Genomic DNA, 18,064 nt, shown 5'->3' with positions numbered 1-18,064 from the left:
ACGCCCGGTTACATTTCGAACCCGGAAGCTAAGCCTTTCAGCGCCGATGGTACTGCAGGGGGGACCCTGTGGGAGAGTAGGACGCCGCCGAACAATTCTTCAGCTCCGGTCCCTGAGCCTTTTGGTTCAGGGACCGGAGCTTTTTTGTTCGGTTGCTGCAGTGCCGCGTGTCACTTGGTGTTCACGTTCGGCCGCCAACATCCGGAGGCATGGGGACAAGTGGAACGCTTGAGTCGGCCGGTATCGGCACCGGTGACGAGGTCGTGGTGCCGGCGTTCGGGAACGCCGAGGTCACCGAGGCCGTCGTGCGTGCCGGAGCCGTACCGGTCTTCGCCGACATCGACCCGGACACCTACTGCCTCGATCCGGCCGCCGTGGCCGACGTGGTGAACTCCAGGACCGCCGCCGTCATTGCCGTCCATCGCTTCGGGCACCAGGCCGACCTGGGCCGCCTCCAGGCGCTGGGCGAGCGGCACGGCCTTCTCGTGCACACGACCGCGGAGCCCGGTGTGGCCCCGGCCGGCGCCGAGCGGCGCCGCACGTACGCGACGTACCTCGCAGGGCGGCTCCGCGGCGTACGGACGCCCGTGGAGCACGCTGAGCACACGTACGAGCAGTACGTGGTGCGGGTCCCCGGCAACGGCCGGCCGGACCGCGACGCCTTCGCGCGGACCCTGCGGGGCAAGGGCGTGGCCTGCCGGGTGCCCGTACCGGTGCCGGTGTACCGGATGCCGGAGTACCGGCGGGACCTGCTGCTGCCGCACACGGAGCGGGCGTGCGACGAGACGCTGGCGCTGCCCGTGGCCGAGTCGCTGACCCGTCGTGAATTGCAGCGGATGGTGAGTGCCTGCAATGCGCTGGGCGGGCTGCTGCAGCCGGCGTTCTGAAGCCGCCGGTAAACCCGGCGCGAGGTAATGGCGCCGGGTAATTCCGATTTATACGGAGAGGCCGGGAGAGGCCTGCCGGGCGTCCGGAGGCGATTCGAACCATCGTCTGTGATCGGGTATAGTTAAACCCGTCGACGCGCCCCAATAGCTCAGTCGGCAGAGCGTCTCCATGGTAAGGAGAAGGTCTACGGTTCGATTCCGTATTGGGGCTCTGAAGAAAAGGCCCCCGCCAACAGGCGGGGGCCTTTTTCGTATGCGGATGCACCGAAGTCGGGCCCCGGGGACGTGCCCCGGGGCGCGGAGTTCCTACGGCAGCTTTCCTTCGTGCACGGCCTCCGGCACCCGCATGGCGAGGATGGCCATGTCGTCGGAGGCGGGTTCGGCGGCGAAGCGCTCGACGGCACGCAGGATGCGCGCGGCGACCGCGCCGGCGGTGAGGCCCGTACACGTCGTCAGAACGTCGGCCAGGCCGTCGTCGCCGAGCATGCGGGTGCCCTCGCGGCGCTCCGTGACGCCGTCGGTGACGCAGAGCAGGACGTCGCCCGGGTCGAGCGTGACGGTCTGCGCGTACAGCTCCAGATCCTCCATGACGCCCAGCAGGGGCTGCGGTTCGGCGGCGGGCTCGACCGTGCCGTCCTGCCGCAGCCGCAGGGGCAGCGGGTGCCCCGCGCAGACGACCTTCAGGACGGCGCTGCCGTCGCGCTGCGGCCAGAGCTCGCCGTAGAGGAGCGTGAGGAAACGGCTGCGTGCGCCCTCGTCGAGGATCGCGGCGTTGAGGCGTTCAAGGACGGCCGGGCCGCCGAAGCCCTCGCGGGCGAGCAGCCGCAGCGCGTGCCGGGCCAGGCCCGTGACGGCCGCGGCCTCGGGGCCGGTGCCGCAGACGTCGCCGATGGCGAAGCCGTACGCGCCGTCCCGGATGGGGAAGAGGTCGTAGAAGTCGCCGCCGACCTCGTTGCCCTCGCCGGCCGCGCGGTAGATGACCTCGACCTCGACGCCGGGCACGTCCGGCAGCTCCGGAGGCAGCAGGCTGCGCTGGAGGGACTGGCTGATGGCCGTGCGCTCCGAGTACAGGCGCGCGTTGTCCAGGGCGAGCGCGGCCCGGCGGGAGAGGTCCTCGGCGAGTTCGAGGATCTCCTGGCGGAAGTGCTCCTCGGTGGGCTTGCCGAGGGTGAGCATGCCGATGACGCGGTTACGGGCGACGAGCGGCAGGACGACGGTCTCGCCGCCGACCGCCGAGGCGGTGGCGAGCGTGGCGCCGGGGCCGCTGGACGGGCGCGCGGAGGCGCCCAGCCCGAGGCTGCGCAGTGAGGTGCGCAGTGCGGCGTCGTGCGCGGCGTCTCCGGGGGCGCTCCAGACGCGGGCTCCGGGGGTGGGCACCGGTTCCGGCGGCGGCACCTTCTGGAGCAGCGTCTTGAGGCCGTCGATGCGGTCCTCGTCCTCGTGCAGCACGAAGGAGAGCTCGGGCTCGGAGGCCTGGTCGGCGACGGTGTACACGGCGCACCAGGTGGCGAGCGTGGGGACCGTCATCTGGGCCATGAGGGCCAGCGTCTGATTGCGGTCCAGCGTGCCCGCGAGCAGGTCGGAGGCCTCGACGAGGAAGGAGAGCGAGCCGCGGCGGAGCCGTTCCAGCTCGGTGAGGCGGGCGCGTTCGACGGCGAGCGCGATGCGGTCGGCGGCGAACTGGAGGCGCAGCGCCTCTTCGTTGGTGTAGCGGCCCGGGGCCTCGGCGGCGACGCCTAGGGAGCCGGTGAGGCGCCCTTCGACCTTCAGGGGGACCGTGACGACGGAGCGCATGCCCGTACCGGAGAGCAGCGGGACGGCGCCCTGTACGGCCGTGAGGTCCTCGTGGACGGCGGGCATGCGTGCCGACCCGTAGCGGCCGCTGCCGGCCTCCACGGGGACGCGTGCGAAGCGCTGCCGTGCGGAGGGCAGCCCGGTGGAGGCGCGTACCTCCAGCTCGGTCTCGTCGTCGGTGGCCAGGAGGAGGTACGCGGCGTCGCCGTCGAGCATGTCGCGGGCGCGCTCGACCGTGCGCTGCAGCAGGCCGTCGAGGTCGTCGGGGGCGGGGGAGCCGATGAAGACCTCGAACGGGTCGGCGGGGCCGTGGCCCTCCGACTGCTGGCCGGAGGAGTCCGAGGGGGTGCGCGGCGGGCTCTGGAGCACGGCGCGCTCGTGGTCGCGTACGAGGAGACAGACCGTGGAGGGCTCGCCGTCGGCGTCCCGTACGCGGAGGTGGGAGGCGTACACGGGGACGACGCGGCCGTCGGCACCCCTTATGCCGTACGAGCCCTCCCACCGGGAGAGCTGGAGGGCCTCGACGATGCCGGTGCCCGTGCCGGGGGTGTGCGGCCAGGCGGCGAAGTCGGTGAGGGGCTTGCCGATCACCTGTTCGGGCGCATAGGCGAAAAGATCCTGTGCGTCCTCGTTCCAGGAGCTGATGCAGCCGCCGCGGTCGATCTGGATGACGGCGACGCGGACCCGGTGCTCGGCGACGGGCAGGGCGTCCACGGGGAGCGCGGGACCGGCCGTACGGGTGCCGGCGGGCCGCTCCGGCAGGTCGAGCTGGAACCAGACGTGCTTCTGGGAGGCGGTGTACTCCACGCCCCAGCGGGTGGCCAGGGCGCCGCACAGGAGCAGCCCGCGGCCGCCCTCGCGGTCGGGGTGGGCGAGCGCCTGGCCGGCGCTCTGCACGGGCACCTCGCGCTCGGGGTAGCGGTCGGCGACCTCGATGCGGACGCCGGTGTCGGTACGGAGGCAGAGCACGTCGGCTGCGGTGCCGGCGTGCACGACGGCGTTGGTGACCAGCTCACTGGTGAGGACGACGGCGTCGTCGATGATGTCGCCGTGGCCCCAGCCCTGGAGGGTGTCGCGCACGAAAGCCCGGGCCGTGGCGACCGAACGTCCAACCGGCTCGAAGGTGGCAGCGGCCCGCGCGGTGATCACTGGTCTCCTCATGCGTGTGTCGGTGATCTGCTCCCCCATCATCGCGGCGCCCCTCCGAATGCCCGTCGTGCTCGCACCACCGCACCGGCAGTGCGGGTGGACAGCCGGAGCCCAGGGTACTTACCTTCGACGCCCGCATGGATGCCGGTCACGTGTGTTTCCCGCCCCGGGCTCGCCACGGACGGGTATGCGATGCTGCCGAACTGTTATGGCCTGGTTGGGCCATGGTGAAACACTGGGAAGGCTTCAAGAGAAGGCCCGGGTAGAACGGTCGACCCTGCGGGAGGGACACGGTGGAGTCTGGCGGAGCGGCGCGGGGTGCAAGCACGCGCGCGAAAGGCGGACGCTCCCGCAACAACGGGACGACAGAGGTGGACACGGCGGCGCTGAACCGCCTGCTGTCCGCCCTCGTGTCGATGCGGGACGGGAACTTCCGCAAGCGGCTGACCGTCTCCGGCGAAGGTGTCATGGCGGAGGTGGCGGCCGTTTTCAACGAGGTCGCCGACCGCAATCTGCACCTCACGGGCGAGCTGGCCCGGGTGCGACGGGTCGTGGGACGTGAGGGAAAGCTCACAGAGCGGCTGGAGGTCGGGGCCTGTGAGGGCTCCTGGGCGGCCGCGATCGACGCTTCGAACGCCCTCGTGGACGATCTCGTCCGGCCGGTCTCCGAGGTGGGCAGGGTTCTCTCCGCCGTCTCCGAGGGCGACCTCGAACAGCGCATGGACCTGCGGACACGCAGCAGCGACGGGACCACGGCGCATCCGCTGCGGGGCGAGTTCCTGAAGGTCGGCCGTACGGTCAACGGGCTCGTGGACCAGCTGTCGGCGTTCACCGACGAGGTGACCAGGGTCGCCAGTGAGGTCGGTACCGAGGGCAAGCTCGGCGGTCAGGCCCGGGTACGCGGAATGTCCGGTTCGTGGAAGGACCTGACGGATTCCGTCAACACGATGGCCTCGCGGCTCACCGCGCAGGTGCGTGACATTGCTCTCGTGACGACCGCGGTGGCCAAGGGTGACCTGTCGAGAAAGGTCACCGTCCACGTCGCGGGCGAGATGCTGGAGCTGAAGAACACCGTCAACACGATGGTGGACCAGCTCTCCTCCTTCGCCTCCGAGGTGACCCGGGTGGCCCGGGAGGTCGGTACGGAGGGCGAGCTGGGCGGCCAGGCCGGGGTGCCGGGCGTCGCGGGCGTCTGGAAGGACCTGACCGATTCGGTCAACCTGATGGCCGGCAACCTCACGGCCCAGGTGCGCGGGATCGCGCAGGTGACGACGGCGGTCGCGAACGGCGACCTGTCCCAGAAGGTCACGGTGAGCGCGCGCGGCGAGGTCGCGCAGCTGGCCGACACGATCAACACGATGACCGAGACGCTGCGCACGTTCGCCGACGAGGTGACGAGGGTGGCGAACGAGGTCGGCGCCGAGGGCCAGCTGGGTGGCCAGGCGCAGGTGCCGGGCGCGGCGGGCACGTGGAAGGACCTCACCGACTCGGTGAACAACGCCTTCCGTAACCTCACCGGCCAGGTGCGGGACATCGCGCAGGTCACGACGGCGGTGGCCAACGGTGACCTGTCACAGAAGATCACGGTCGACGTCTCCGGCGAGATGCTCGAACTGAAGAACACCGTGAACACGATGGTGGACCAGCTGTCCTCCTTCGGTGCCGAGGTCACGAGGGTGGCCCGGGAGATCGGTGTCGAGGGTGAGCTGGGCGGCCAGGCGCAGGTGCCGGGCGCGGCCGGTACGTGGAAGGACCTCACCGACTCGGTGAACACGGCCTTCCGCAACCTGACCGGACAGGTCCGGAACATTGCGCAGGTCACGACGGCGGTGGCCAACGGCGATCTGTCGCAGAAGGTCACCGTGGACGTCTCCGGCGAGATGCTCCAGCTGAAGAACACCGTGAACACGATGGTGGACCAGCTCTCCTCGTTCGCTGACCAGGTCACGCGGATGGCCAGGGACGTGGGTACGGAGGGCCGGCTGGGCGGTCAGGCCCAGGTTCCGGGCGTGAGCGGTACGTGGAAGGAACTGACCGACTCCGTCAACTTCATGGCGGGGAACCTCACGTCCCAGGTGCGGCAGATCGCGCAGGTGACGACGGCGGTCGCGCGGGGTGACCTCTCCCAGAAGATCGACGTGGACGCCCGCGGCGAGATCCTGGAGCTGAAGAACACCATCAACACGATGGTCGACCAGCTCTCGGCGTTCGCCGAGCAGGTCACCCGGGTGGCCCGTGAGGTGGGTACGGACGGCCGGCTGGGCGGTCAGGCCCAGGTTCCGGGCGTGGCCGGAGTGTGGCGGGATCTGACCGATTCGGTGAACGGCATGGCCGGCAACCTCACCGCTCAGGTCCGCAACATCGCACAGGTCGCGACCGCGGTGGCCCGTGGTGACCTCTCCCAGAAGATCGACGTGGACGCCCGCGGCGAGATCCTGGAGCTGAAGAACACGCTGAACACGATGGTGGACCAGCTGTCGTCCTTCGCCGACCAGGTGACGCGGGTGGCCCGCGAGGTGGGCACCGAGGGCATCCTGGGCGGCCAGGCCGAGGTCCAGGGGGTGAGCGGTACCTGGAAGGACCTCACCCAGTCCGTGAACTTCATGGCGAACAACCTCACCTCCCAGGTGCGGAACATCGGCGAGGTGACGACCGCGGTGGCCCGCGGCGACCTCTCCAAGAAGATCACCGTCGACGCCAAGGGCGAGATCCTCGAACTGGTCACGACCGTCAACACGATGGTGGACCAGCTGTCGCTCTTCGCCGAGCAGGTGACGCGAGTGGCCCGCGAGGTGGGTACGGAGGGCCAGCTGGGCGGTCAGGCCCGGGTGCCGGGAGTCACCGGCATCTGGAAGGACCTCAGCGACAACGTGAACCTGATGGCCAACAACCTGACCATCCAGGTGCGGAACATCTCCCAGGTCTCCGCCGCGGTGGCCAACGGTGACCTGACCAAGAAGGTGACGGTCGAGGCGCGCGGCGAGGTCGCGACGCTCGCCGACACGGTGAACACCATGGTGACGACCCTGTCGTCGTTCGCCGACGAGGTGACGCGGGTCGCCCGCGAGGTGGGCACCGACGGGATTCTGGGCGGCCAGGCGCGGGTGCCGGGCGTCGCCGGTACGTGGAAGGACCTCACGGAGTCGGTGAACTCCATGGCGTCCAACCTGACCGGCCAGGTGCGGAACATCGCGATGGTCACCACGGCCATCGCCAAGGGTGATCTGACCAAGAAGATCGACATCGACGCCCGGGGCGAGATCCTGGAGCTGAAGACGACGATCAACACGATGGTCGACCAGCTGTCGTCCTTCGCCGAGCAGGTCACCCGGGTGGCCCGCGAGGTGGGTACGGAAGGCCAGCTGGGCGGTCAGGCGCAGGTGCGCGGCGTGGCCGGCACCTGGAAGGACCTGACCGAATCGGTGAACGAGATGGCGGGGAACCTGACCCGTCAGGTGCGGGCGATCGCCGCCGTCGCCGCGGCGGTGACCCTCGGCGACCACAACGTCCGCATCGACGTGGACGCGGCCGGCGAGATCCTGGAGCTCCAGGACAACGTCAACACGATGATCGCCACGCTCCGCGAGACCACCCTCGCCAACGAGGAGCAGGACTGGCTGAAGGGCAACCTCGCCCGGATCTCCGGCCTGATGCAGGGCCGCCGCGACCTCAAGGACGTGGCCAAGCTGATCATGAGCGAGCTGTCGCCCGCGGTCTCCGCGCAGCACGGCGCGTTCTTCCTCGCGACGTCGGCCGACGACAACCAGGAGATCGGCGCGGACGGAGGCGAGGCGGGCGACTACGAGCTCCGGCTGACGGGCTCGTACGGCTATTCGATGGGTGCAATGCCCACCACCTTCGTTCCGGGCGAGACGCTCATCGGCACCGCGGCGGAGGAGAAGCGCACCATCCTGGTGGAGAACGTGCCCTCCGGATACCTGAAGATCTCCTCTGGCCTGGGTGAGGCACCGCCCGCCAACGTGATCGTGCTGCCGGTGCTCTTCGAGGACAAGGTGCTGGGCGTCATCGAGCTGGCCTCGTTCCAGCCGTTCACCCAGATCCAGAAGGACTTCCTCAGCCAGATCGCCGAGATGATCGCGACCAGCGTCAACACCATCTCCGTGAACACCAAGACCGAGATCCTGCTGAGCCAGTCGCAGGAGCTGACCGAGCAGCTCAAGGAGCGCTCGGCGGAGCTGGAGAGCCGGCAGCGCGCGCTGGAGCTGTCCAACTCCGAGCTGGAGGAGAAGGCGGAGCAGCTGCGCAAGCAGAACCGCGACATCGAGGTGAAGAACACCGAGATCGAAGAGGCCCGGCAGGTCCTGGAGGAGCGCGCCGAGCAGCTGGCGGTCTCGATGCGCTACAAGAGCGAGTTCCTCGCGAACATGTCGCACGAGCTGCGGACGCCGCTGAACTCCCTGCTGATTCTGGCCAAGTTGCTGGCGGACAACGCCGAGGGGAACCTCTCCCCGAAGCAGGTGGAGTTCGCCGAAACGATCCATGGTGCGGGCTCCGACCTGCTCCAGCTGATCAACGACATCCTGGACCTGTCCAAGGTCGAGGCGGGCAAGATGGACGTCAGCCCGACCCGCATCGCGCTGGTGCAGCTGGTGGACTACGTCGAGGCCACGTTCCGGCCGCTGACCGCGGAGAAGGGCCTGGACTTCTCCGTACGGGTCTCCCCGGAGCTGCCCGCGACGCTGCACACCGATGAGCAGCGCCTCCTCCAGGTGCTGCGCAACCTGCTCTCGAACGCGGTGAAGTTCACCGACTCCGGCGCCGTCGAGCTGGTCATCCGGCCGGCCGGCACGGACGTCCCCGTGGCCATCCGCGAGCAGCTCCTGGAGCACGGCGCGCTGCGCGACCCGGATGCCGACATGATCGCCTTCTCGGTGACCGACACCGGCATCGGTATCGCGTCCAGCAAGATGCGGGTCATCTTCGAGGCGTTCAAGCAGGCCGACGGCACGACGAGCCGCAAGTACGGCGGTACGGGCCTGGGCCTCTCCATCAGCCGCGAGATCGCGCGGCTGCTGGGCGGCGAGATCCACGCCGCCAGTGAGCCGGGCCGCGGCTCGACGTTCACGCTGTACCTCCCGTACAACCCGGGCGGGCTGCCGCCGCAGGGCTACCCGCAGCTGGTCGCGGGCGGTTTCGCGATGGACGCCGAGGCGCACGACGCGGAGATCGCCGAGCAGGAGGCGGCGAACAACGCGGCGCAGGAGGAGCAGCCGACGACTCCGGACGCCGCGGCCTCGGGCCTCAACAGGCGCCGCAGGCGCGGACTTTCGGCGGCGCCGCAGCGCGCGGCCCTGCCCGGCCAGCCGCCGACCGCGCAACCGCAGCAGCCGGCGACCGAGGAACCGTGGCTGGGCAACGGTCAGGACCTGGTGGCGCCGTCCGGCGACGGCGACGGCTTCCACGGCGAGAAGGTGCTGATCGTCGACGACGACATCCGCAACGTCTTCGCGCTCACCAGCGTCTTGGAGCAGCACGGTCTGTCGGTGCTCTACGCCGAGAACGGCCGTGAGGGAATCGAGGTGCTGGAACAGCACGATGATGTGACAGTGGTGCTGATGGACATCATGATGCCGGAGATGGACGGCTACGCCACGACCGCGGCGATCCGCCGGATGCCGCAGTTCGCCGGTCTGCCGATCATCGCCCTGACCGCCAAGGCCATGAAGGGCGACCGGGAGAAGAGCATCGAGTCGGGGGCCTCGGACTACGTGACGAAGCCCGTGGACACCGATCACCTGCTCGCGGTCATGCGGCAATGGATGCGCGCGGAGTGACGGGGCGTGCACAGAGAGACCGGATCTTGGCCCCTATGCTGACTCAGTGTGGTCGCGGACGTGTGGGAGCACGGCATTCGGGGAACCTTCTGGTCTCCTGCTGCGTTTCTGCTACGTGCACGGTGACATAGCGGTGACAGGGTGTGGCGACAGGCGGGGTGCGGCTACCATGACCGGCACAAGTACGGGCGGCATGACGGAGCCGTCCCCTGGGGCGGCGTCCGGTGGAGTGCCGGGGCGAGGAGGACGGGCCATGGTGCAGAAGGCCAAGATCCTCCTGGTCGATGACCGGCCGGAGAATCTGCTGGCGCTGGAGGCGATCCTCTCTGCGCTCGATCAGACGCTGGTGCGGGCATCGTCCGGGGAGGAAGCGCTCAAGGCGCTGCTCACCGACGATTTCGCGGTGATTCTGCTCGACGTGCAGATGCCGGGGATGGACGGGTTCGAGACGGCGGCGCACATCAAGCGGCGCGAGCGGACCCGGGACATCCCGATCATCTTCCTCACGGCGATCAACCACGGTCCGCACCACACCTTCCGCGGGTACGCGGCCGGTGCGGTCGACTACATCTCCAAGCCGTTCGACCCGTGGGTGCTGCGCGCCAAGGTTTCGGTGTTCGTCGAGCTGTACATGAAGAACGTCAAGCTGCGCGAGCAGGCGTCGCTGCTGCGGCTCCAGCTCGAGGGCGGCCAGCCGGCCGCCGGCGAGGACGCCAAGGAGGCCGCGGGGCTGCTCGCGGAACTCTCCGCGCGGCTCGCCGCCGTCGAGGAGCAGGCCGAGGCGCTGTCCAAACAGCTGGACGAGTCGGCGGACGCCGCCGCAGTGGCGACCGCCGCGCATCTGGAGCGGAAGCTCACCGGACTGCGCCGCGCGCTGGACGCCCTGGAGCCGGGCGCGGGCAACAGCGACACGCCGTCCGTACCGACGCAGAACTGACGCCGCCGGCCCGGCCGTACGGCATCCGCCCGGTGCCGTACGGAAGCTGACCCGGCAGCAGCTTCCGGCGCAGTCCCGGGCGTTGGGCCCGGAGCGGGCCAACCGCCCATATGGCGCGTTGGTTACGACACGAACGGGTGAAGGCCCGAGCGCCCGTGTCACCCCGGGGCGTCGCCTGTAACCTCGTCACCATGGCCTCACGTACGTCCGGCAAGGGTTCCCAGAGCACGGCGGGCCCCTCGAAGCAGCGCGCCGGGCGCCCCGGGGGCGCCGCCAAGAAGACCGCCGCGAAACCGCCCGCCGCCAAGAAGGCGGCGGCCAAGAAGGCGCCGCCGAAGAAGACCGCGGCCGCGAAGAAGGCCCCGGCGAAGAAGGCGGTGGCGAAGAAGCCCGCACCGTCCCCGACCGGAGGCGTCTACCGTGCGGTGCGCGCCCTCTGGCTGGGCCTCGCGCACGGCGTCGGCTGGTTCTTCCGCAGCATGGGGCGCAGCGCGAAGAACCTCGACCCCGCGCACCGCAAGGACGGCCTGGCGCTCGGCCTCCTGGGCCTCGGCCTGGTGATCGCGGCGGGCACCTGGGCCAACCTCCAGGGCCCGGTCGGGGACATCGTGGAGATGCTGGTCACCGGCGCGTTCGGCCGGCTCGACCTCCTCGTCCCGATACTGGTGGGCGGCATCGCCGCCCGCGTCTTCTTCCGCCCGGAGCAGCCGGAGGCCAACGGGCGGATCGTCATCGGACTGTCGGCACTGGTCGTCGGCGTGCTCGGCCAGGTCGCGATCGCGTGCGGTTCCCCCGACCAGAAGGACGTCGCCGGCGTGCGCGACGCCGGCGGCTACCTCGGCTGGGCGGTCTCCAAGCCGCTGCTCTTCATGGTGGGGCAGACGCTGTCGGTCGCCCTGCTGGTGCTGGTGACCGTCTTCGGGCTGCTCGTGGTCACCGCCACCCCGGTCACGGCCATCCCGCGGCGCTTCAAGGCGCTGGGTGTCCGGCTGGGCCTGCTGGAGACGTACGAGCCGGACGCCGACGCCTTCGCCGACGAGCCGGTGGCCGAGCCGGCCCGCAGGAGCCGCAGGAGCCGCACGGAGGCCCTGGAGGGGTCCCCTGAGGCGGCGGAGGAGGCTGCCCTCGCCAAGCGCCGCAAGCCGCGCCGGGGCGCCGTGGAGCCGGCCGCCGAGCCGGCGGACGAGGGCTCCCAGGACGCGGTGGACGTGGCCGCCGGGTACGCCGCCAATCTGGACGGCGCGGTGCTGCACGGTATCCAGCCCTCGCCGCTGGTGGCCGACCTCAGCAGCGGCATCAAGGGCGAGCGGGGCGAGTACGACGACTCCGGCGCGACGAAGGGTCTGCACACCTCCGTGCCGCCCGCGCGCGACGCCGAGCCCGCGCCGTCCTCCTCGTCCAGCGTTCCGGACTTCACCAAGGCCGCGCCGGAGCCCACCAGTGAGCTGCCGGCGCGCGCCGAGCAGCTCCAGCTCGCCGGCGACATCACGTACGCGCTGCCCTCGCTGGACCTCATGGAGCGCGGCGGGCCCGGCAAGACCCGCAGCGCGGCCAACGACGCCGTGGTCGAGTCGCTGAGCAAGGTGTTCCAGGAGTTCAAGGTGGACGCCGCGGTCACCGGCTTCACCCGCGGCCCGACGGTCACCCGGTACGAGATCGAGCTCGGCCCGGGCGTGAAGGTCGAGAAGATCACCGCGCTGGCGAAGAACATCGCGTACGCGGTGGCCAGCCCGGACGTGCGGATCATCAACCCGATCCCGGGCAAGTCCGCGGTCGGCATCGAGATCCCCAACAGTGACCGCGAGATGGTCAACCTCGGCGACGTGCTGCGGTCGGCGGACGCGGTGGGCGACGACCATCCGATGGTGGTCGGGCTCGGCAAGGACGTCGAGGGCGGTTACGTCTCGGCGAACCTCGCGAAGATGCCGCACGTGCTCGTCGCGGGCGCCACCGGCTCCGGCAAGTCCTCCTGCATCAACTGCCTGATCACCTCGATCATGGTGAGGGCCACTCCGGACGACGTACGGATGGTGCTGATCGACCCCAAGCGGGTCGAGCTGACCGCGTACGAGGGCATTCCGCACCTGATCACGCCGATCATCACCAACCCCAAGCGGGCCGCCGAGGCGCTGCAGTGGGTGGTGCGCGAGATGGACCTGCGCTACGACGACCTCGCGGCATACGGGTACCGGCACATCGACGACTTCAATGAAGCGGTGCGTTCCGGGAAGGCCACCGCCCCCGAGGGCAGCGAGCGCGAGCTGTCGCCGTATCCGTACCTGCTGGTGATCGTGGACGAGCTGGCGGACCTGATGATGGTGGCGCCGCGGGACGTGGAGGACTCCATCGTCCGTATCACCCAGTTGGCCCGCGCGGCCGGCATCCACCTGGTGCTGGCGACGCAGCGCCCGTCGGTCGACGTGGTCACCGGCCTGATCAAGGCGAACGTGCCCTCGCGGCTCGCCTTCGCGACGTCGTCGCTGGCGGACAGCCGGGTCATCCTCGACCAACCGGGTGCGGAGAAGCTCATCGGAAAGGGTGACAGCCTGTTCCTCCCGATGGGGGCGAGCAAGCCGACCCGTATGCAGGGCGCCTTCGTCCAGGAGGGCGAAGTCGCCGCGGTGGTCCGGCACTGCAAGGAGCAGATGGCTCCGGTCTTCCGCGAGGACGTCACGGTCGGGCAGAGCAAGAAGAAGGAGATCGACGAGGACATCGGCGACGACCTGGATCTGCTGTGCCAGGCCGCTGAGCTGGTCGTTTCCACCCAGTTCGGGTCCACGTCGATGCTGCAGCGCAAGCTGCGGGTGGGGTTCGCGAAGGCCGGGCGGCTGATGGACCTGATGGAGTCCAGGGACATCGTGGGGCCCAGCGAGGGCTCCAAGGCGCGCGATGTTCTGGTGAAACCGGATGATTTGGAAGGAGTGCTCGCCGTCATTCGGGGGGAGGCTCACTGACAGGTCACTCGAAAGAGATCGCAAGCAACCGTTTCTTCTGCCCATACGTCAAGTTGAGGGAAGAGACGGCGCGATGCGCGGCCGTCGGGCCCCCGGCCAGGTCCGGGGGGTATACCGATGGCGTACAAAGTCCGCTCTCCCGCTTGCCCGACCCTTTCGGTACACCCCTAGACTGAACATCCAGCAGGTGGCTACACGCTCGAAAGGCGCCCCCGTGTCCATCGGCAACTCCCCTGAAGACGACCGGCCTTCCGTCGGTCGAGTCCTCCAGCAGGCCCGCGTCGACGCCGGACTGACCGTCGACGAGATCAGTACGACCACGCGGGTGCGCATCCCCATCGTGCACGCGATCGAGCAGGAAGATTTCTCGCGTTGCGGCGGGGACGTGTACGCCCGTGGTCACATTCGAACACTCGCGCGCGCAGTAGGGCTGGATCCGGCCCCGCTGATCGCTCAGTACGACGCCGAGCACGGCGGCCGGCCCGCGCCGACCCCGGCGGCGCCGCTCTTCGAGGCGGAACGCATCCGTCCCGAACCGCGCCGGCCGAACTGGACGGCGGCCATGGTCGCCGCCATCGTCGCCGTGGTCGGTTTCGTCGGCTTCACGCTGTTCAGCGACGGTGACCGGAGCCAGGAGGCCTCGGTCGCCGACGGAAACGTCGGCGAGAGCCCGACGGTCAAGCCGTCCCCGACCAAGACCAAGCCCGCAGACCCCAAGCCCGACCCCTCCGACAGCGCCATCGCCGGGCTGCCGAAGGACAAGGTGACCATCAAGATCACCGCCCGTGACGGACAGAGCTGGGTCTCCGCCAAGGACGCCAACGGCAAGCTCCTGGAGGACGGCCTGCTTCGCAAGGGCCAGTCCAAGACCTTCAGCGACAAGAAGCGGATCGATCTTGTCGTCGGCAACGCGGGAGCCGTGCAGCTGTACGTCAACGGCAAGGAGATCAAGGAAATCGGCGACAAGGGCTCCGTGGAGCGCCTGAGCTACACCCCGGGTGATCCGCAGGCAGGCTGACCGAGCGCCGGCCGCCTTCCGGGGAAAACGCCCGCCGCCTCTCGGGGAGAGGCGGCGGGCGGCCGTCTGCAAGGGGCGCGGTGGCCGCGCGGGAACCCTCCCAGACATGTGGACGTCCGGGACGAAGTAGGCTGAGCCCCATGCCCGAACGCCGTACCGTCGCCCTTGTCACTCTTGGCTGCGCCCGTAACGAGGTGGACTCGGAGGAGCTCGCAGGCCGCCTGGCAGCGGACGGCTGGGAGCTCGTCGAGGAAGCCGCCGAAGCCGATGTCGCCGTCGTCAACACCTGTGGTTTCGTCGAGGCCGCCAAGAAGGACTCCGTCGACGCCCTGCTCGAAGCCAATGATCTGAAGGACCACGGCCGCACCCAGGCCGTCGTCGCCGTCGGCTGCATGGCCGAGCGGTACGGCAAGGAGCTGGCCGAGGCGCTGCCCGAGGCCGACGGCGTGCTCGGCTTTGACGACTACACCGACATCTCCGGCCGTCTGCAGACCATCCTGAGCGGCGGCAACGTCGAGGCCCACGCCCCCCGTGACCGGCGCAAGCTGCTGCCGATCAGCCCGGCCGAGCGCCAGGGCGCCGGCGTCGCGCTCCCCGGCCACGGCGACGCCCTCGCGTCCGCGCCCACTGACCTGCCCGAGGGGGTCGCGCCCGCCTCCGGGCCGCGCGCCCCGCTGCGCCGCCGCTTGGGCAGCAACCCGGTGGCCTCGGTGAAGCTCGCCTCGGGCTGCGACCGCCGCTGCTCCTTCTGTGCCATCCCCTCCTTCCGCGGCTCCTTCATCTCGCGCCGCCCCTCGGACGTGCTGGGGGAGACCCGCTGGCTGGCCGAGCAGGGGGTGAAGGAGATCATGCTGGTCTCCGAGAACAACACCTCCTACGGCAAGGACCTCGGCGACATCCGCCTGCTGGAGACGCTGCTGCCCGAGCTGGCGGCGGTCGACGGCATCGAGCGCGTCCGGGTCAGCTACCTCCAGCCCGCCGAGATGCGCCCCGGCCTGATCGACGTGCTGACCGGTACGGACAAGGTCGCGCCCTACTTCGACCTGTCCTTCCAGCACTCCGCCCCCGGTGTGCTGCGCGCGATGCGCCGCTTCGGCGACACCGAGCGCTTCCTGGACCTGCTGGCGCAGATCCGTACGAAGGCTCCGCAGGCCGGTGCCCGCTCCAACTTCATCGTCGGCTTCCCCGGTGAGACCGAGGAGGACTTCGCCGAGCTGGAACGCTTCATCAGCGAGGCGAGACTCGACGCCATCGGCGTCTTCGGCTACTCCGACGAGGACGGCACCGAGGCGGCCGGCTACGAGGACAAGCTCGACCCCGACGTGGTGGCCGAGCGCCTGGCGCACCTGTCCCGGCTGGCCGAGGAGCTGACCGCGCAGCGCGCCGAGGAGCGCCTGGGCGAGACCCTCACCGTCATGGTCGACCGGGTCGACGACGAGGACGGCGTGGTCGGCCGCGCCGCGCACCAGGCGCCGGAGACCGACGGCGTCACCCTGCTCACGGGCAGCCGGGACCTGGTCCCGGGTCGTATGGTCGAAGCAAAGGTGGTGGCGACCGAGGGCGTGGACCTCGTGGCGGAACCGCTGCCGCTCGGCGCCGAGCACGGCGCCGGCTGTCCCGAGGAGGCGGCCAGATGACCGGAATCCCGGCTTCCGCCGCCGGCGCTTCCGCTGCTGGCGGCGCCGGCCGGCCGAAGACCGTCCGGCGGCAGCAGGCCGGGCTGTGGAACATCGCCAACATCCTCACGATGCTGCGGCTGGTCCTCGTGCCGGCGTTCGTGCTGCTCCTGATGCACGGCGACGGCTACGACCCCGCGTGGCGCTCGTTCGCCTGGGCCGCGTTCGCCGTCGCCATGATCACCGACCTCTTCGACGGGCATCTGGCGCGCGCGTACGACCTGGTCACCGACTTCGGGAAGATCGCCGACCCGATAGCCGACAAGGCGATCATGGGTGCCGCGCTGATCTGTCTGTCGATCCTCGGCGACCTGCCCTGGTGGGTAACCGGAGTGATCCTCTTCCGGGAGCTCGGCATCACCGTGATGCGCTTCTGGGTGATCAGGCACGGGGTCATCCCGGCGAGCCGCGGCGGCAAGATGAAGACGCTCGCGCAGGGGACCGCGGTCGGGATGTACGTCCTCGTGCTCACCGGCCCGCTGGCCACCCTGCGCTGGTGGGTGATGGCCGTGGCCGTGGCGCTGACCGTCGTCACGGGCCTGGACTACGTGAAGCAGGCCGTCGTCCTGCGGCGGGCCGGGCTGGCGAAGTCGCGCGAGGCCCTGCGGGAGCGGTCCGGTGGGACGGCCTCCGGCCGGGGGCCGGCACGGTGAACGGTGGTACGGAGGCTGCGCACGGGTCCCAGGAGGGTGCTGGGGCGGGCGCTGAGGCCCCCGTGGCGGCTCCGGGGCGCCCCAGTGCCTCCGGCAGCCCGCAGGGCGCTGCACGGGCGCTGGCGGCCTTGGCCGAGCGCGGGCAGACCCTGGCGGTGGCCGAATCCCTCACCGGTGGCCTGGTCGCCGGTGCGCTGACCGCGGTTCCTGGCGCCTCGCGGTGCTTCCGGGGCTCGGTCACGGCGTACGCGACGGAACTGAAGAGCCTCGTACTGGGTGTGGACGGCGCGCTTCTGGCCACCCGTGGTGCGGTGGACGCCGAGGTCGCCCGGCAAATGGCGCAGGGCGTCCGCCGTGTGCTCGGCGCCGACTGGGGTATTGCCACCACAGGGGTCGCCGGCCCCGACCCACAGGACGGGCAGCCGGTCGGCACGGTCTACGTCGCGGCCACCGGGCCCGACGGTGAGGGAAAAGTGCGCCGACTGGCGCTGGACGGCGATCGCGACCGGATCCGTCGGGACAGCGTCACCGCAGCAGTGGATCTGCTGTTGAGCGAACTGACAGAAAATGCGCGGGCAAAGGATACGGAACATCACGGGGGTATCTGATGTTTACAGCCCTGAGTGAACACGAACTCGCTCCCGGCACGGCTGAGGCCCGAGGCGGTACGGTGGGGCGAGATGGATCCGGATCCGAGGTCCGAGGAGGGAGCCAGCGATGATTCTGCTCCGTCGCCTGCTGGGTGACGTGCTGCGCCGACAGCGTCAGCGTCAAGGCCGCACCCTGCGCGAGGTCTCCTCCTCCGCCCGGGTGTCGCTCGGCTACTTGTCCGAGGTCGAGAGGGGACAGAAGGAGGCTTCCTCCGAGCTGCTCTCGGCGATCTGTGACGCGCTGGACGTACGGATGTCCGAGCTGATGCGGGAGGTCAGCGACGAGCTGGCGCTCGCGGAGCTGGCACAGTCCGCGGCCGCGAGCGAGCCGGTGCCGACGCCGGTGCGGCCCACGTTCAACGCGGTGTCCGTCGCTTCGCTGACGGGCGTCCCGGAAGAGCGCGTGACGATCAAGGCTCCGGCGGAGGCCGTGGATGTCGTAGCGGCCTGACCGTTCGGTTCGATGCATGAAGAAGACCCTGGAGGGCACCCGCCCTCCAGGGTCTTCGTGTTGCTCTTGTGACGCGAAGGGCCCGTTGCCCCGAACTGCG

10 protein-coding genes, 1 tRNA gene and 1 rRNA gene are annotated in these 18,064 nt (G+C 70.1%); 11 read left to right on the top strand and 1 reads right to left on the bottom strand.

The features are described 5' to 3' along the window. The 3 genes from rrf to ABZ840_RS27230 form a co-directional block, all read left to right on the top strand. Window positions 1-93 (top strand): 5S ribosomal RNA (gene rrf, locus ABZ840_RS27240); the annotation flags it as partial. Window positions 94-209: 116 nt separating this feature from the next. Beyond that, on the top strand, window positions 210-887 hold the full coding sequence (locus ABZ840_RS27235; protein WP_361563124.1) for a DegT/DnrJ/EryC1/StrS family aminotransferase: 678 nt from the start codon (window positions 210-212) through the stop codon (window positions 885-887). A 138-nt stretch (window positions 888-1,025) separates the two neighbouring features. Continuing rightward, window positions 1,026-1,098 (top strand) — tRNA-Thr (locus ABZ840_RS27230). Window positions 1,099-1,193: 95 nt separating this feature from the next. Here ABZ840_RS27230 and ABZ840_RS27225 read toward each other — a convergent pair. Beyond that, the gene (locus ABZ840_RS27225) at window positions 1,194-3,842 is read right to left on the bottom strand and encodes a SpoIIE family protein phosphatase (protein ID WP_361563122.1); all 2,649 of its coding nucleotides are present in this window, start codon (window positions 3,840-3,842) and stop codon (window positions 1,194-1,196) included. Between the two features lie 281 nt (window positions 3,843-4,123). On the opposite strand from ABZ840_RS27225, the gene ABZ840_RS27220 reads away from it, so the two are divergent. From ABZ840_RS27220 to ABZ840_RS27185, 8 genes are all read left to right on the top strand, one after another. Next, entirely contained in the window at window positions 4,124-9,625 is a 5,502-nt protein-coding gene (locus ABZ840_RS27220) for a HAMP domain-containing protein (protein WP_361563121.1), read from the top strand. A 253-nt stretch (window positions 9,626-9,878) separates the two neighbouring features. Further along, window positions 9,879-10,562, top strand: coding sequence for a response regulator (locus ABZ840_RS27215; protein WP_361563119.1), 684 nt, complete (start codon window positions 9,879-9,881; stop codon window positions 10,560-10,562). A 191-nt stretch (window positions 10,563-10,753) separates the two neighbouring features. Continuing rightward, window positions 10,754-13,516, top strand: a complete 2,763-nt coding sequence (locus ABZ840_RS27210; RefSeq protein WP_361563118.1) for a DNA translocase FtsK — start codon at window positions 10,754-10,756, stop codon at window positions 13,514-13,516. A 214-nt stretch (window positions 13,517-13,730) separates the two neighbouring features. Then, the gene (locus tag ABZ840_RS27205) at window positions 13,731-14,534 is read left to right on the top strand and encodes a RodZ domain-containing protein (RefSeq protein WP_361563116.1); all 804 of its coding nucleotides are present in this window, start codon (window positions 13,731-13,733) and stop codon (window positions 14,532-14,534) included. A 140-nt stretch (window positions 14,535-14,674) separates the two neighbouring features. Then, on the top strand, window positions 14,675-16,171 hold the full coding sequence (rimO, locus tag ABZ840_RS27200; RefSeq protein ID WP_361563115.1) for a 30S ribosomal protein S12 methylthiotransferase RimO: 1,497 nt from the start codon (window positions 14,675-14,677) through the stop codon (window positions 16,169-16,171). After that, complete coding sequence (pgsA, locus tag ABZ840_RS27195; RefSeq protein WP_361563113.1) at window positions 16,168-16,863, top strand: CDP-diacylglycerol--glycerol-3-phosphate 3-phosphatidyltransferase; 696 nt, start codon at window positions 16,168-16,170, stop codon at window positions 16,861-16,863. Before rimO ends, pgsA begins: the two co-directional genes overlap by 4 nt. 119 nt (window positions 16,864-16,982) lie before the next feature. After that, window positions 16,983-17,471 carry a nicotinamide-nucleotide amidohydrolase family protein gene (locus tag ABZ840_RS27190; protein WP_361563158.1) on the top strand — a complete coding sequence of 163 codons (489 nt, stop codon included), beginning with the start codon at window positions 16,983-16,985 and terminating at the stop codon, window positions 17,469-17,471. A gap of 109 nt (window positions 17,472-17,580) precedes the next feature. Further along, window positions 17,581-17,964, top strand: coding sequence for a helix-turn-helix transcriptional regulator (locus tag ABZ840_RS27185; RefSeq protein WP_361563111.1), 384 nt, complete (start codon window positions 17,581-17,583; stop codon window positions 17,962-17,964). Window positions 17,965-18,064: the final 100 nt, after the last annotated feature.

The organism is Streptomyces sp. NPDC047117, from assembly GCF_040643545.1.
In the GTDB taxonomy this organism is placed as follows: Bacteria; Actinomycetota; Actinomycetes; order Streptomycetales; family Streptomycetaceae; genus Streptomyces.
This window is presented reverse-complemented; position numbering and strand designations above follow the sequence as displayed.

Excerpts from the sequence above, each read along its gene's own strand:
- ABZ840_RS27210 (WP_361563118.1), top strand. The coding sequence starts at position 10,754 with ATGGCCTCACGTACGTCCGGCAAGGGTTCCCAGAGCACGGCGGGCCCC.
- ABZ840_RS27215 (WP_361563119.1), top strand. The coding sequence starts at position 9,879 with ATGGTGCAGAAGGCCAAGATCCTCCTGGTCGATGACCGGCCGGAGAAT.
- rimO (WP_361563115.1), top strand. The coding sequence starts at position 14,675 with ATGCCCGAACGCCGTACCGTCGCCCTTGTCACTCTTGGCTGCGCCCGT.
- pgsA (WP_361563113.1), top strand. The coding sequence starts at position 16,168 with ATGACCGGAATCCCGGCTTCCGCCGCCGGCGCTTCCGCTGCTGGCGGC.
- ABZ840_RS27235 (WP_361563124.1), top strand. The coding sequence starts at position 210 with ATGGGGACAAGTGGAACGCTTGAGTCGGCCGGTATCGGCACCGGTGAC.
- ABZ840_RS27185 (WP_361563111.1), top strand. The coding sequence starts at position 17,581 with ATGATTCTGCTCCGTCGCCTGCTGGGTGACGTGCTGCGCCGACAGCGT.
- ABZ840_RS27225 (WP_361563122.1), bottom strand. The coding sequence starts at position 3,842 with ATGAGGAGACCAGTGATCACCGCGCGGGCCGCTGCCACCTTCGAGCCG.